The organism is Symplocastrum torsivum (assembly GCF_059505465.1).
Genome location: NZ_JCACKQ010000113.1, coordinates 68,460 through 83,881 on the forward strand (window position 1 = coordinate 68,460; position 15,422 = coordinate 83,881).

The following is a 15,422-nucleotide window of genomic DNA, read 5'->3' on the forward strand; positions in this document are numbered from 1 at the left end:
TTAGTCAAAAAAAGCAAGTTTTTTAAGTGGATTTTTAACCATTCGCTTGCTCAAAAATCAGTTGCTTATCTTAGTCCCTTCTCGCTAGAAGATTATGTATTTTATGTATTCTGTGGGGAACTACAGAGCTATGGCTAATACCTAAGTTTCACGAAGTACGATCCTCTGACAGAGGCTCTAGGACTTTGGATGCGATCGCATGAGCTTCGGCATCGGGAACCCCCAGCGTTTTAAGAATCATCTTCGCGATCTGTTCAGGGTAATTGGGTTCTGTATGCCCTTCCAAAATGCTACGCATTGCCATCAGTCCCGTTCCTAAAATCAGATCAATCGTTGCGTGTACATTGTCAACCTGAAAACGCTTCAGCCGTATTCCCGCCTCTAGGTCTGTCATCACCCCCCTTTCAACCGTTTCACTTAAGGGGGCTGCCACTAATCCAATGCGAACAATTACCCATCCCCAGGTGGCATCTCGCATCGCTTGATGCAGAAATTGGCGCAGGGCGATCGCCATTCGTTCAGCCGGGTCAGCAATATCAACAGACTGCGCCCAAATCTTTTGATTCATTTCATCACTCAAGGATGCTGCAACCGCTTTCAGCACATCCTCCCTCGTCTGGAAATAGTTGTAGAACGTTCCCCTAGCAACACCAGCTTCAGCGTGGAATGCGTAAAGAAAACCTGCCAGATAGCGCTTACCTGATAGATTCCATTCCTCATTCATGGCTCTTCCCTCGTGTCGCGGCTGTTGTCCATCATGGTGGTGCGGGCACTACAGCAGCGGGACTCAGGGCAGGAGTTCCTACGGTTATTATTCCGTTCTTTGGAGATCAGGGCTTTTGGGGCAACGGGTAGCAAAATTAGGGGTTGGGACAGAGCCAATTCCACGTAAACAACTAACGGCACAACGTCTTGCACAAGCGATTCAAACGGCTGTAACCGATCAAATGATGCGTCAGCGTGCAGCAGCCTTGGGGGCAAAAATCCGTGAGGAAGATGGGATCGCTAGTGCAGTTGCCGTCATCCAGGAAATCGCAAATCTTAGGGTTGCCTAATGCAGTTCTTTAACTTTTGCCGTATTAAGCCAGTGGCAGAGAAAGCCTTCAAGCCAAGATTCAGATTCACCCCCATACAGAGAGTATTTCTGCATCTGTTCTTCACGAGACTGTACCCCTGGCAATGTCAACATATGAGCGCCGAGTGTCGTCCATTTGTCGATCATTTCCTTAGTTATTTCAGGATGAAACTGTACGCCATATGCCGTTTCTCCATAGCGATAGGCTTGGGATTCAAAAACTTCACCCTTAGCTAATAGTTGTGCGCTTCTAGGCAATTCAAACCCCTCACCATGCCAATGATAAACATAGCGAGGAACGTCAAAATAATTAACACTTGTGTCAGCTGGCAGGATTGGAAAATAGCCAATTTCTGTCATTTCTTTAGGATGCGGTGATACAGATGCTCCAAGTACCCGTGCTAGTAATTGTGCCCCTAGGCAAATTCCAAAAAACGGCTTACTAGAATCAAGAGCGATTGGTATCCAATCCAGTTCAGTGCGGATAAACGGCAGCGTTTCGCTATCATTAGCACTCATTGGCCCTCCGAAGATTACCACAGCTTCGTGATTATGCATTGTGGCTGGAAGTTCTTGTTCTATAGCCGGACAACGGATATCAAGCTCATAACCGTTCTTGATGAGAATTTGCCCAACAAGTCCAGGGTCAGAGGTTTGTTGATGGACAATGAGAAGAATTTTTTTCACAGTTGTACGATATAGCTTGCAAGCTCAGCATTTTGGGAGCATCCCAATCGTGCAAAGACATTTTCTTGTGGGACAAGCCGGAAAGCCTGTCAAAGCTAAAGGGCGGGCAGGATGCCCACCCCACAATAAATTATTTCTGCAAAAATAGGATCAGGACTTACGCAACTGGCACAATGCGAAGGCTTAAGTCCCTAATTTTTTGATTGGCAACCCAATTCCCAATTCCCAATTCCCAATTCCCAATTCCCTTCACTCCCAAGCGCCTAACTCACTGCGGCTGGTGTGTAACACAGAAGCGATTTGGTTGCGACGGGTTTCAAAGTTAGCTGCCATACCAATGAAAATGATGCCAACAATTAAACCCACTACCCACTTGATGAATGGATAGCGGGAGATGAGAACAATTAGCTGATAAGACGCTGTTAGTAGAAACGTTGCAGTCCCAACAAAGAGAAACGCTCGTACTCGTAAGGTTAATCCCGCAAAAATCGTAATTATGCTGATGATTCCCGGAATAATTCCTGTTTCTTGATGAAAGAGTAAGGCGACTAGGCAAATTGCACCACTTCCTAGGATGCGAAGATAGTGACGCAGTTGCCTTTGCTCTTTTCGCTTCAAGTCTGAATCAAATTGAGCAATATAGAGTAAGGATAAACCTAAAACTGTTGCATACCACAAAGGGTCAGTTAATTGTAGCCGCTCAAACCAACGTGCGATCGCCCAATCAATCAGCAGTACACTAATATAGGTCAAACGAATATTGGAGCTGCGTTTGGCAATCCAGGCATAGTATCCCGCTACTAGGAGTAAACTTGCATCAGAAATCGCCTCAGTTGTCAAGCAGGCAGTAAGCAGTGGGAGGAGTATCGCAGAGTGTTTCCAAGGAGTCGGATGCCATCCCCATTTATGCCAAGGTAACTCGAACATTGCATACGCTGAACCACAAGCCATCAGGGCAAACCAGGCATCTAGCACACTGAGTTCCGTCCAAAGTAAGCGGGCAGAGACACCTGTAGCGGCGACTTCAATCACACCAACATACACCCATTCTTGAGCTGCCTTAACATCAGGATTTCGGCGTCCCTGTACTAGGGCATACCCACCAAGAACCAGGCTGAGAACAATTGTTGTTCCTGCTAAACGTGGTACAGTTGCTACAGATACAGCAGTGATTACGGCAAACACTAGTAGTAAGCTTGCAATTGCCCAATGGATGTGCGCTGTGCTTTTGAGTTCTGCCATACTCAAGCGCCAAAGACGCTCAATGCGCGAGTGCCAAAACCAAGCCAATAAGCGATAAGCTAATGCGATCGCAGTTGCGACTCCGGCTAAAATTGTCAACGCATCGACTAAACTGCCCCCTTGTGTCTGTAGCATCTGGTAAATCACCAGTTCATACCAAGCCAACGAGATACCCGCCAGGGAGAAATACGTCAGTGGCTTCCACTCCTCCCGCCGCCTCCCAACACCAACTCCCGTTAGGGCAGCACCGAGAATTAGCAAGCCTGTCCAACTGGTAAAATGACCCCAACGCAACCCAATCCCTAGAAGCGCATACAGCAACGGCAATATCTCAATACTCCGTAAAGGCACAGGTTGACGTTCCTGGGCAAGCCACCAATCACTTGCAATCAGTGTGACGAGTCCTAGGATAATATTGGCAGTTGCCAGTTCTAACGTCGCACCCCCACTCAGCAGAATTGCTTGGGCAAGAACAATTTCAGCTGCCCAACTGAGGCTATAGACAACAGTATTGCTAGGTTGTTGCCAGTAACGGCAGAAAATGGCGACTCCAGTTAGGGTAGATGCAGCGAGGTACTCCCAGCTAGAGGGAAACAACGCTAAATAACTGCCAATGCTATGAACTGTTAGCATCAACAACTCATAGCAGCACAAGCCAACTGCCCAATTATCAGATGCCTCAGCATACAGGGCGGCTATCGTGCCGGAACGTTGCTGGAGTACGTTGCGTATCAGCCACAATACCAGAGTTGCGATCGCACCTACCAAAAACCAACCCGCAACCGTTAGCCGTGGCAAGCCTGGAACGCCCTCCCAAAGCAAGACTCCGATAAAACTCAGTGCAAAGCCAATCGTGATTCTTGTCGCTAGCGTTTGGCGCAGATAGCGCGTATTGACTAACATTAGCCCTGTGGCAAAACTCAAACCAATTAGCCTTACTCCGGGTATCCATAGCGTTAGGGCTTGCGTTACAACCAATGCGGCAACACTTAGCCACGAAGCTTGTCTTCTTCTCGGTTCAGCCGTGCGAGTGGCAACCCCAGTTAGACACAGTGGTGTCAACAGCCACAATAACCCCGCTTCCTGATTGACAGGTGTAGCAAAAACTCCAGAAGGATAAGTATCATTCAGCAGCAATGTATAGCTCAACCCAGACAGCACAAAACCCAGATGCCATGCACTGCGTCGCCAAATTGGGGAATCGGAAAAAACGCTGTAGCTCCACTCAATTACCATAGCGATGAGTAAGAGGCTTGCCCATACTGTTTGGCTCAAATTGGGGAATAGCCAGTCAATCGTAGAAGCGATGCTGAGCAATCCCGTTACATGAGTTAGGTAGACTAATTCTGTGCGAGTAGGAGACCAACGAACGGTAACTGTCGCTAAGGTGATAGTGGATAGCAAAAGATTAAGCGATCGCACTGTAGGATTGAGCAGACTCACTAACGTCAGCAATAACCCAAAAACGAAGGTTAGCTGTTCTCCAAAACTCGCTACTTCCCGTTTTTCGGCGCGATAAATCCAATCCGTTAGCGCCACCATTGCAACCAAATAGGGAAATAGCGCCAAACCTAGCAAAGCATCGGGGACAGTTTGAGAATTCGTCAGTTGGGTGAAAAACGTAACTATTCCTTGTTGCAACTCTGGCGGTACCAAGCGCCAAACTAACCAATGTGCCTGTAAGCCAACCGCGAAAATCGCAATGAGTTCACGATTTCCCCAAAACCGCTGCAAGCGATTCGCGAAAAACCACAAAGCTAATCCACTCACAGCCGTTGCTTGCCAGGGAAAAGATTCTCTTACCGAAACTAACCAACCAATGAGTAATAAACTTCCACCAATACCTTCCCAGATTTTGGACTGAAAGGAAGCTGACTCTGGCGTTGTCTCCAATTGCCCCAATCGTGCTAATAGCCAACCACAAATACCAATCGCCAAGCCCAATTGGGCAACTGGTAACTGAATTACAAAAATTGCACGTCCTAGCAGTACAGCGAGAGCATAGATAACAATCAAACTGCCGATAGGAGTACTAGGGAGCGTTTTCTCGCTCCGAGATGCCCCTAAATCAGAGTTAACACGGAGGGCTTTAACTAAATTCTCCCCCCTTTTTAAGGCCGGAGCTTTAGTGAGGAGCTGGGGGGGATCTGAATTTAACGGGGAAGAGTGTGAAAGTTTGCTTGAAACTGAGCTTCGCGTTGCTGTGCGAGTGTCGGAGTCGGCTATTATACTGCGCCCCTGACTATCTGCTGTTATCAATTTTTCAGATTGAGGGAGTGTATGACGTTTGGGTAGAAGAATTGCAGTTCCCACCATCCCCAAATAGACGGCTATCAGGGGAAATCCCGACCACTGCCAGCCCCAATGCAGGTAACTCAGCCATAAAATCAGAAAGGCGTTAGGAGCGAAACGCGAAGCATTTTCCTTAATGTCTTGGTTGAGTAGTGTAATTGTCGTAAGGGTAAGAGATGCGATCGCAATGACAATCCATTCCAAAGGATTACGCCACAAGCCAAAGCTATCCATCGCCCAGAAGTTCACGGGTATCAGTAGCAGTGTAACCAGTCGCAAGGTTTGAGCCGTCAACTGTAAATCTTGCCTACCTGCCCAAAAGCTTCCAAACCAGAAGATTACGGTGTATGCCCACAACACGCCATACTGTCCAGCTGCCGGGAAATTCTGCCATTGAGTAGCCGCCAGTACCCCAGAAGACACCACCACCAGAAAAACGCCCAAAAACAGTAGCCACCGGACACTCAATTCGTCCTTCAGGGAGTGCCACATCCGGGAAAGAGGCGACTCCGTGCGTGTTTTAACAGTGGGTGTATCTACTTCATCCGTGTCTGATGTGGCGACTTGAGGCACTGGCGCAGGAGTCGTAACGGGTTCCGGCAGAGGAGAACTTAAATACCTGCGGCATAACTCCCTTACTTGAGCATCACTAAGCAAACCTAAACGCAACCAAACATCCAACCCCTCAAGCAACTGTGGTTGCGAGGCTTTCACGGTGAGTTCAATTCTGAGCGATCCGTCGAGTTGAGATGTCATAACTTCACGAGAACTCAGTTGAGAAGAGGGGGCTGCACTAGGTTGCTGTAGTACCTATCTCCGGAAGCTTTGCAACATATGCAAGCAGTCTACTGCTTTATTTCCGAAATAATGTTGATATTTTGTATCGTGTGTGAACCTTGACTAAGCCCTGGGTTACACAAACAAAACTTGCCTACACTAGTCCTCTCTTTATGGATTTTCTGCTAACTACGCTCAGTACCTTCCGTTGATAAGGCGATCGCTTCGTGATTCACTTACCATTTTGCGTAGCTAAAAGAACTAATAAGGGCTATCGTGTTGGGCAAGTGCGGAACCGTAGTCAGCTTGAAAACCATAAAACTGGGCAGCCTATCAAGCCGGATACCAGAACTGGACGGTTCATGGATGCCAGCGATAAGCCGTTTAAGGGTGTTCGTAAGGAAGAATAGGCTCTTATTTTTCCTAAAAAGGGGTAGCGATCGCACAAAAGCATTACCCTTTTATTTATCTATATTTAATAGTAAGAAGAAAAATAGTTGGGGATTTAAGTAATGGTAACACAGACACAACAACGTTATTACACGCCAGAAGAGTATTTGGAATTAGAGGAAACGGCTGAAAACAAAAGCGAATACCTTGATGGAAGGATAGTACCAATGGCAGGAGCATCCCTCAATCACAACCGCCTTATCCTAAATTTTTGTCTCTACTTGAAACCCGCTTTGAGGGGGCAAGGTTATGAAGTATTCATGAGTGACGTTCGCCTGTGGATACCACGTTATCGTGTTTATACTTATCCAAATGTTATGGTCATTCAAGGAGAACCAGTTCTTCATGAAAACCGCAACGATACGGTTACTAACCCTTTGATGATAGTTGAGGTTTGGTCAAAAAGCACGAAGAATTACGATCAAGGGGATAAGTTTGATTATTATCGCTCTATTCTTGAGTTTAGAGAATATGTTTTAATTGACCAGTACAAGGTTAACGTTAAACATTTTGCTAAAACCTCTGAGGGTAAGTGGCTGTTAACAGAGTATGAATCGGCAGAGACGGTGTTATCTCTTTCTGCATTAGAGTTCCAAATTCAGTTGAGCGAAATTTATGAGGGGATTAAGTTTGAGAACCGTGAGGAATAATTAGTATCAGACAGATAGCGCCTCAGCTAATTTTGTTGTTGGATAAAAAATACCCAAAAACTTAATAATGAAGCTGAGAAAAGAGGTTATTCTCAACAGCACCCAACATCTTTAGTGTGGATTGTTGAGCTTCTGTTAAGCCAACAACGCCTGTAATATTAATCCCTTCATAAGGTCGAGGGACTTGCAGTGTTTTGATACACTTGTTTGCACTAGTTGTAGAATCTTGAGGAAATTTTTGCCATAACTTAATAGTTTCATCTTGGCTACAACTAGCGAGGATGTTACCATCTGGACTAAAGGCAAGGAATCTCACCCATTTATCATGTCCTTGCAGAACTTGATAGCGCTGTGCGATCGCATAATCTCTCAGTGCTTCACCTCCACAAGAGCAAGCTGAGTGTGAAATATCCCAACATTTCACCACCGCATCTGCACCACTACTGGCAAAAGTTTGCCCATCCGGATTAAAGACAACTGACAACACAGGGCCAGTGTGTGCCTCCAAGGTTTGGTAACATTCTCCTGTATTGAGATGCCAAAGCTTCACCATTCCATCAGCACTGCCACTAATGAGGAAATGCTTGTCTGGACTAATCGCACAAGTGCGAATCCAACTTCTATGTCCTGATAACGTTCTTACACATCGACCCGTGTGGACATCCCAAAGCTTGATGGTTTGGTCTTGGCTACTACTAGCAAGCAGTTGCCCATCTAGACTAAGAGCAATTGACCAAACTCCACCATTGTGTCCAGTGCAGGTGTAGTGACATTGACCTGTGCGAGTATTCCAAAATTTGATGGTTCCATCGAGGCTACCCGTATAGAGGGTTTGTCCATCTGGGCTGAAGATGACAGAAAACACCGCATCTTTATGTCCTCTCAGCGTTTGCAGACATTGTCCCGTGTAAGCATTCCATAATTTGAGCGTGTGGTCTTCGCTACCACTAGCAAGGACTTTACCATCTGGACTAAATGCCACTGACCAAACCCAACTCCTATGTCCTTGTAAGCCGCCAAGATACTGTCCTGTATTAATATCCCACAATCGAATTATCCTGTCTTGACTACCACTGGCTAGAGTCGTGCCTTGAGGGTTGAAAGCAAGCGACCAAACTCCATTACTGTGTCCCTGCAAGGTTTTAATACAGAGGTTGCTGCGCGTCTCCCATAACCGCACAGATTGGTCTTCGCTACTACTGGCTAAAAGGTAGTTATCAGGACTAAAAGCAACTGAGGAAATCCAACTTGTATGCCCTCTCAGGACTCTCAATACTTCACCCGTGTGGTAATTCCAAAGGCATACCGATTGGTCATCACTGCCACTAGCAAGGGTTTGTCCATTGGGACTAAAGGCAACCGTTCGGATTTGTCCAGAGTGTCCTTTTAGAGATTTGACGCACTTCCCTTGGCTAACATCCCAAAGTTTAACCGTGCGATCGCGACTACCACTTGCCAGCGTGCGACCATCAGGACTAAAGCCAATCGACCATATCCAGTCCGTATGTTCTGCAAGAGTTTCTAAGCATTCACCTGTATTAACGTCCCAAAGTTTAACTGTGTGGTCGTAACTGCCGCTAGCAAGAAGATAACCTGTGTGATGTTGAATCTTAACTCCCCCCTTACTAAGAGGCATCTGATTTTTGCCAGAGAGATTCTTGTATGTTCCTCTTGCAGAGTATTCGGGAGCAAATGCTATAGAACGGACTTCATCAGTGTGTCCGGATAAAACACTCTTGAGTTCACCTGTTTTAATATCCCAAATCCTGACCAAGTGGTCTTCACTACCACTAGCGAGAAGAAAACCATCAGGACTAAAGGCAAGGGAAAAAACGCGATCGCAAAATCCTTGTAGCGTTAGTACACATTGCCCAGTTTGGACATCCCATAAATTCACCGTGCGGTTGGCACTGCTTGCCAAAAAGCGACCATTTGGACTAAAGGCAACAGACCAAATCCATCCCTCATCAACCTTACAAGTCAGTAGTTGTTTCCCATCAGCCACTTGCCAAACGTGAATTTCATGATTGACATCACCCGTTGCTAACAACCTGCCATCGGGACTAAAGGCAATAGATAAGATTTGACTAAACGTTTGTGTAAAAACCGACTTAGCTAGATTGGCATGAGCAAAATTAACCTGATGGAGTTCACTTCGACCTAGGTAGGCTTGCCAAACTGTAAGATGGGAAAAATCCCAACCACTCAGGTTTGATGAGAGCTTGCAAAGCAGGTTGAGAATATTCCCGCCAACATAACCTGTTTCCTGAGGAGACTTCCGGCGTAACTGAGAGAGGATTTGCCGAAATAGCTCCTCCAGGTTCTCTTGGCTATAGGTATCAAGCAATCTATCCAAAACAGGCTTGAGAATTAGGCGAGTTTGAGTGTCCCGAATATAATCTTTTGCCTGAGCCTTAATTAAAGCATGGGTCTTGAACAAGCGAGGATGAAGCTTTCCCTGTCGCCATTCCCGACTCCCTATCTCTCTACAAACGTGCCAAATCAAGTGCTCAGTCATGTATTCCATGACAACAGGTTGCAGAGTGAAAAGGGTCTGACTCTTTTCAATAAGCGTAGGCATCGCTTTGTCAATGAGACATCGTCTTTCTAGGGAGGTTAACGCCTCTAGTAAGTCAGCAAGAGACACCTGTGGAACAAAATCTGCCCGCAATTCTGATAATGAAACTGGCTCTCGATCAATCGCCAGCCAATACATCACCTGCTGCTCTAAATCTGATAAACGGTCAATCTGACGCGCCAGCAAATCCCGAATATCCCCAAAAACCGAGGTACCCTGCCCAAGCACCTCAAGAAACTTGCTAATGCTGCCATCAAAGAAATCCTTAATTGCCCCCGCTACCATTTTTAAAGCAAGCGGGTTACCTGCATAGTGTTTAGTTAAAATTCTCCAGTCGTCCGCAGAACCAGAAAAATTCCCTTTGAGGCTAAAAATTTCCTGTCCCACACTTGCTGGTAAACCAGTAAGACGAAGCGATCGCACTGGCAGTGTCTCCCCTTCTTCAGCGGCAAGACATCTGGGTTTCTCGCGACTAGTGAGTACGAGCGTACTTTGATGATTCGTTTCCCCAATACACTTTAAGAGCTGACCATAACCTTCATACCCAGGTTGATAGCCACCATTGCAGTCACCTGGTTGCATGATTGTCTCTCCGTTATCAAATACAAGTAAGCAACGGTAGGAGCGTAAGTAATTTAGGAGACGCAAGATGCGACCATCAAGGGTGTTTGGTAAATCAGTTTCCTGTTGATTGGAAAGAAACTGGATGAGATCAGCGAGGAGTTCTAAAACAGGTGGCGCATTACGGAGACTTCGCCAAATCACATACTCAAATTCCCCCTGAATCTGTTTGGCTAGCTTTACCGATAAAGACGTTTTGCCGATTCCACCCATACCGAATAAACCAACAACTCGGCAGCGATCGCAACATACCCATTGTTCAAGTTTGGCTAGTTCTTCTGTGCGTCCGTAAAAAACCGAGACATCAGTGGCATCTCCCCAGTCTGTACGGGTGGTGATTGGTGATTGGTAATTGGTGACTAGGGATTGGGAAGAGAAAGCTGTCTCAGGAGAGGGTGCAATTGAAAATCCTTTGGCTTTTCGCTTGAGGACTAACTGAACATTACTCTTGGTTACCTTTTCCCCAAAAGCTTGAGAAAGCAATTGCCAAAGTTGGGAGCCTGTTTGCTTGACATAACCCACTTCATAGCCAGAGTTTTTTGCGATCGCCTGATAAGACTGTTCTTCCCAAGCATGACGAAACACTGTCACTTGCAGCTTGCTCAAACGTTCTTCGCTTAAGGTTTTCTCAACTATTAGGAGTGCATCTTCAGTATTCATCAGTAAACACTAGCCCTATCCAAGCATTCAACTAGCTACACAAGACACAACAGAATTTTGTTTACCCTTACACTCCCTACCCTCAGCAAGTCTCAATCTTAGTTCTCTAGACACTTGCAAAACTTGATTAGACGTGTATCGTACAGGTTTCGGAAAACCGCCTACTGTTACTTAGATGACATTCTGAGGACTTTGCCCTGAGTATTGTCGAACTTTTATCGAACCTTTATCGCACCTTTGAGAACCCTGGAAATTGAAGGACACTGCTAATCTTTCTTTAAACCAAAGCTGATACCAAGTAGCACTCAGCTATCAGCCGTCAGCTTTGATCTGGTAGTCCGTACCTAGGTGCGCTGTTTGAGCAACTTGATAAGGCAAAAGCAACTAATGGTCGGTGGTTAGTCAATAACAGATAACGGTCAGTCGCAAGGAGAGTCTACTAGTGAGTACGAGAAGGTATTTGCACTTATCCCGCCGTCAAGTCATCCGTGGCATTTTAGCTACCACAGCCTTTGGAGTGACCTCAAAATTTGGCACAGGATGCAGTTCATCAACCGGAAGTCAAGCGGGTGCTGGGGCAGGTGGAGATGGTGAACTGATCATGGGATTCATTTATGTGGGGGCAAAAGATGACTATGGCTATAACCAAGCCCATGCTGAAGGGGCAGCAGGTGTTGCGAAGATTCCTGGAGTAAAAATTGTCGAGCAAGCCAGTGTTCCGGAAACCACTGAAGTTCAGGAAGCAATGCGGAACATGATCGAGGAAGATGGCGTAACTGTATTGTTTCCCACCTCCTTCGGCTATTTTGACCCCCACATCCTGGAACTGGCTAAAGAGTATCCCGAAGTGCAGTTTTTCCACTGTGGTGGACTCTACCAGGAAGGAATGCCAAAAAATGTCGGGAGTTACTTCGGCTACATTGATGAAGCTCAGTACGTGGCAGGTATCGTCGCCGGACATACCACCAAGACTGGCAAGTTAGGCTTTATTGCGGCTAAGCCCATTCCCCAAGTTTTACGGAATATCAACAGCTTCACCCTAGGTGCCCGTACCATAAAGCCAGAAATCACCACACAAGTTATCTTCACCGGAGACTGGGCATTACCCGTTAAAGAGGCAGAAGCAGCGAATAGTATGGCTGACCAAGGAATTGATGTTCTCACCTGCCACGTAGACAGCCCGAAAGTTGTGATTGAAACAGCGGAGAAACGGGGGATTTTCAGTAGTGGCTATCATGCCAATCAAGCGACGCTAGCCCCCAAAGGGTATCTGACAGGTGCCGAGTGGGACTGGACAAAAGTTTACTCTGAGTACGCCGAAATGATCAAAGCTGGCAAAACCTTGATGAATGGTGGCATCCCGAACATAGTTCGAGGCGGGTTGAAGGAAGGCTTTTTAAAGATGTCGCCGTATGGTTCAGCCGTCGCCCAAGCAGCACAAAAGGGTGCTGATGGGGTGAAAGCCAAGTTTATGGATGACACCATGGTGATTTACCAAGGTGCGCTGAAAGATAACGCGGGCAAAGTTGTTATTCCTGCTGGTAAGAGTTTCAAACAGCAAGATACTGAACTCGAAAAAATGAATTGGCTGGCAGAAGGAGTCGTCGGAAAGGTTTAGTTGTTGGTTGTTGGTTGTTGGTTGTTTGTTGTTGGTTGTTTGTTGTTTGTTGTTTGTTATTGGGTGTTCGCTTTATGATTAACCGTCACAACTGGCGTAGAACGTTAGAGGCTATTTGTATTCCACTGGCGGCACTCTTCTTTTCCCTAGTTCTATTTGGTGTGTTTTGTGCAGCGGTGGGTGCGAACCCGTTTGGGGTTTATGCCTCGATTTACAAAGCAGCATTTGGTAGTTGGCGTGCCTTTCAAAATACTCTGATTCGGGCAGCACCGTTGATGCTGACTTCCCTGTGTACAGCACTTCCTGCTCGTTTGGGCTTGATTATTATTGGGAATGAAGGCGCACTGGTGATTGGGGGAATTGGTGCAGTTGCCATGGGACTTGCCTTTGGTAACGCTCCTCCCTTAGTTGTCCAGCTTGCAATGGCGCTGGGTGGTATCATCTGCGGGGGATTGTGGATTGGTGCTGTAGGTGCATTGCGTCACTACAGGGGAGTCAATGAAACCATTAGTAGTTTGCTGTTGAACTATATTGCGATCGCTCTTTTGAACCATCTAGTTGGTGGCCCAATGCGCGATCCCAGTTCCCTCAACAAACCCTCTAGCTACCCGCTTGCCGAGGTCAATATGCTGGGAACCCTTCCAGGCACCCGCGTTCACTACGGACTGATCTATGGCTTAATTGCCTGTATCATCGCCTACTTCCTCATCCAACGTACCACCTTTGGCTTTGCCGCCCGCACCGCCGGAGGCAACATCCGTGCCGCCCGAATCGCCGGACTCCCTGTTGGCAAACTTACAATGGCAATCTGCTTCCTCGCAGGTTCCTGTGCTGGTTTAGCAGGCATGGTGGAAGTAGCCGCCGTACATGGACGCGCTAATGAATCCCTCAATTCCAACTACGGCTACAGCGGAATTTTAGTTGCCTTCATCGCCCGACATAACCCCCTCGCCGCCACATTAGTTTCGATTTTGGTGGGTGGTATTCTCACCAGTGGTGGAATCTTGCAACGGGCGCATCAACTCCCGGATGCCACTGTCCTAGTATTCCAAGGACTAGTTTTCTTAGTCGTCATGTATAGCGAATCACTTTACGGACGTTTCGCAATCTTTAAAGAACCAGCAATAACCGTCAGCAGCCAGCCATCAGCCGTAACAGTCTAAAGACGTTGTTAGTTTTTTGTCTTTTGTTTTTAGCACGACGAAATTGCATTCTTTCTAACAACCAATAACCAACAAAGGAGGAACCAAGTGGCAACAGAAGCACTAGGCTGGTGGGGCGTACCCCTAGCGATCGCAGCCGGAACAATGCGGGGTGGCACTCCCTTTCTCTTTGTCTCCCTAGGAGAATGCCTAACTGAGAAAAGCGGCAAAATCAACCTTGGATTAGAAGGAACACTACTAACTGGAGCAATGAGTGCCTACGCCATTTCTTATCTAACAGGTTCCCCTTGGCTAGGAGTCATTGTCGCTGGACTTGCAGGTATGGTTTTAGGCTTCATCCACGCTTGGCTTACCCAACAACCCAAAGTTAATGATGTTGCTGTCGGTATCGCCATGATTATCTTTGGTAGTGGGATTGCCTTCTTCTTCGGCAAACCCTTTATCCAACCCAAAGCCCCACAACTTCCTACGATTGATTTGGGGGGATGGAGTAGTATGCCAGCTTTGGAATCAGCTTTAAAAATTAGCCCACTTTTCTTACTCGGTGTTGCGATCGCGCCTTTGCTAGCGTGGTTCTTTAAATCAACTCGTTGGGGCTTATTTATCCGGGCTGTTGGGGATAGTCCTGAAGCGGCTATGGCAATGGGAGTCTCGATCAGACGAGTACGGATGCTCTGCATTATCGCTGGAAGCTGTTTAGCCGGAATTGGTGGAGCTTCACTGTCCCTCTACTACCCCGGCATCTGGAGTGAGCGCATCTCCAGTGGTCAAGGACTGATGGCAGTAGCATTGGTAATCTTTGCCCATTGGAATCCGATGCAATGTTTATATGCCTCATTACTATTTGGTGGCGCTCAAGCACTTGGTCCTGCGCTCCAATCTGTCGGCGTAGACTCCTACTACTACTTATTTAATGCCGCACCCTACATCCTGACGCTAGCAATCATGATTATCACCTGCTCACCAAAGCGAACGCTAACAGGTGTACCAGGAGCATTAGGTACTACTCAGTAGTCAGCTTTCAGCTAATAGCTTGCATCTAAACGTGATGTTTGGACTCAACTTTGTATGAATCGTCATTTGTTCTTGATTGTTCTTTGTAACTCATCACAGTTCTTGCAGAAATTAATCGTTCATTATTAATAGTCAACAGTGAACAGTCAACAAACAACAAATAACTGAACAATGTCAGATACGTTAAAGCTTGCAGTGAATGGCACGTTGATGCATGGATTGGAACTCAACGGTAATCTTCTCGCCATAGGTGCAATTTTTGGACGAGAAGCAACCACAGAACCCGCTTATCGACTTTGGTCAATTGATGACCAGTATCCAGCAATGGTGCGAGTTTCGGATGGAGGGGCAGCGATCGCGGTTGAAGTCTGGTTAGTTCCTGCTGCCGGACTTGCAACGATTTTATTGCAAGAACCACCAGGATTATGCATTGGCAAGGTTCGCTTAACCGATGGCGAAATCGTATTGGGGGTTTTAGGAGAACCAATCGCTTGTGAAAACAAGCAAGAGATTACTCAATGGGGTGGTTGGCGTACCTACATCGAATCACTGGAAATCAAGCAATCATCACCCTTAGCTCAAACATAGAAGAGGC

12 protein-coding genes are annotated in these 15,422 nt (G+C 46.6%); 8 read left to right on the forward strand and 4 right to left on the reverse strand.

All coding sequences use genetic code 11. The features are described from left to right. Nucleotides 1–148: 148 nt before the first annotated feature. Nucleotides 149–724: a TetR/AcrR family transcriptional regulator gene (locus tag AC5JL3_RS26675; protein WP_496077353.1), complete on the reverse strand. Its 576-nt coding sequence runs from the start codon at nt 722–724 to the stop codon at nt 149–151. Between AC5JL3_RS26675 and AC5JL3_RS26680 the strand changes: the two genes are divergently transcribed. Beyond that, the gene (locus tag AC5JL3_RS26680) at nt 667–855 is read left to right on the forward strand and encodes a glycosyltransferase (RefSeq protein WP_496077354.1); all 189 of its coding nucleotides are present in this window, start codon (nt 667–669) and stop codon (nt 853–855) included. The genes AC5JL3_RS26675 and AC5JL3_RS26680 overlap by 58 nt on opposite strands. Continuing rightward, nucleotides 840–1,055: a hypothetical protein gene (locus AC5JL3_RS26685; protein WP_496077355.1), complete on the forward strand. Its 216-nt coding sequence runs from the start codon at nt 840–842 to the stop codon at nt 1,053–1,055. The genes AC5JL3_RS26680 and AC5JL3_RS26685 overlap by 16 nt, the downstream gene beginning before the upstream one ends. Here AC5JL3_RS26685 and AC5JL3_RS26690 read toward each other — a convergent pair. Further along, nucleotides 1,052–1,762 (reverse strand): glutamine amidotransferase-related protein, encoded by a 711-nt coding sequence (locus tag AC5JL3_RS26690; RefSeq protein WP_496077356.1) that lies wholly within the window; start codon nt 1,760–1,762, stop codon nt 1,052–1,054. The two genes, AC5JL3_RS26685 and AC5JL3_RS26690, sit on opposite strands and share 4 nt — an antisense overlap. A 249-nt stretch (nt 1,763–2,011) precedes the next feature. Further along, nucleotides 2,012–6,052 (reverse strand): hypothetical protein, encoded by a 4,041-nt coding sequence (locus tag AC5JL3_RS26695; protein WP_496077357.1) that lies wholly within the window; start codon nt 6,050–6,052, stop codon nt 2,012–2,014. Nucleotides 6,053–6,300: 248 nt separating this feature from the next. Between AC5JL3_RS26695 and AC5JL3_RS26700 the strand changes: the two genes are divergently transcribed. Further along, nucleotides 6,301–6,483: a hypothetical protein gene (locus tag AC5JL3_RS26700; protein ID WP_496077358.1), complete on the forward strand. Its 183-nt coding sequence runs from the start codon at nt 6,301–6,303 to the stop codon at nt 6,481–6,483. A gap of 102 nt (nt 6,484–6,585) precedes the next feature. Beyond that, nucleotides 6,586–7,173, forward strand: coding sequence for a Uma2 family endonuclease (locus tag AC5JL3_RS26705; protein ID WP_496077359.1), 588 nt, complete (start codon nt 6,586–6,588; stop codon nt 7,171–7,173). A gap of 61 nt (nt 7,174–7,234) precedes the next feature. Here AC5JL3_RS26705 and AC5JL3_RS26710 read toward each other — a convergent pair whose 3' ends face one another. Beyond that, on the reverse strand, nt 7,235–11,032 hold the full coding sequence (locus AC5JL3_RS26710) for a WD40 repeat domain-containing protein (protein WP_496077360.1): 3,798 nt from the start codon (nt 11,030–11,032) through the stop codon (nt 7,235–7,237). A gap of 442 nt (nt 11,033–11,474) precedes the next feature. On the opposite strand from AC5JL3_RS26710, the gene AC5JL3_RS26715 reads away from it, so the two are divergent. The 4 genes from AC5JL3_RS26715 to AC5JL3_RS26730 all read left to right on the forward strand — a co-directional run bounded on the left by AC5JL3_RS26715 (nt 11,475) and on the right by AC5JL3_RS26730 (nt 15,415). Then, nucleotides 11,475–12,650, forward strand: coding sequence for a BMP family ABC transporter substrate-binding protein (locus AC5JL3_RS26715; RefSeq protein WP_496077361.1), 1,176 nt, complete (start codon nt 11,475–11,477; stop codon nt 12,648–12,650). 74 nt (nt 12,651–12,724) lie between these two features. Continuing rightward, on the forward strand, nt 12,725–13,813 hold the full coding sequence (locus AC5JL3_RS26720) for an ABC transporter permease (RefSeq protein WP_496077362.1): 1,089 nt from the start codon (nt 12,725–12,727) through the stop codon (nt 13,811–13,813). 87 nt (nt 13,814–13,900) lie between these two features. Then, entirely contained in the window at nt 13,901–14,827 is a 927-nt protein-coding gene (locus AC5JL3_RS26725; protein WP_496077363.1) for an ABC transporter permease, read from the forward strand. A 171-nt stretch (nt 14,828–14,998) separates the two neighbouring features. Further along, the gene (locus tag AC5JL3_RS26730; RefSeq protein ID WP_496077364.1) at nt 14,999–15,415 is read left to right on the forward strand and encodes an allophanate hydrolase-related protein; all 417 of its coding nucleotides are present in this window, start codon (nt 14,999–15,001) and stop codon (nt 15,413–15,415) included. Nucleotides 15,416–15,422 lie beyond the last annotated feature (7 nt).

Bases quoted from the DNA above. Each gene is read 5' to 3' on its own strand.
- AC5JL3_RS26680 (WP_496077354.1), top strand. From the start codon at position 667: ATGCGTAAAGAAAACCTGCCAGATAGCGCTTACCTGATAGATTCCATT.
- AC5JL3_RS26675 (WP_496077353.1), bottom strand. From the start codon at position 724: ATGAATGAGGAATGGAATCTATCAGGTAAGCGCTATCTGGCAGGTTTT.
- AC5JL3_RS26695 (WP_496077357.1), bottom strand. From the start codon at position 6,052: ATGACATCTCAACTCGACGGATCGCTCAGAATTGAACTCACCGTGAAA.
- AC5JL3_RS26705 (WP_496077359.1), top strand. From the start codon at position 6,586: ATGGTAACACAGACACAACAACGTTATTACACGCCAGAAGAGTATTTG.
- AC5JL3_RS26710 (WP_496077360.1), bottom strand. From the start codon at position 11,032: ATGAATACTGAAGATGCACTCCTAATAGTTGAGAAAACCTTAAGCGAA.
- AC5JL3_RS26720 (WP_496077362.1), top strand. From the start codon at position 12,725: ATGATTAACCGTCACAACTGGCGTAGAACGTTAGAGGCTATTTGTATT.
- AC5JL3_RS26730 (WP_496077364.1), top strand. From the start codon at position 14,999: ATGTCAGATACGTTAAAGCTTGCAGTGAATGGCACGTTGATGCATGGA.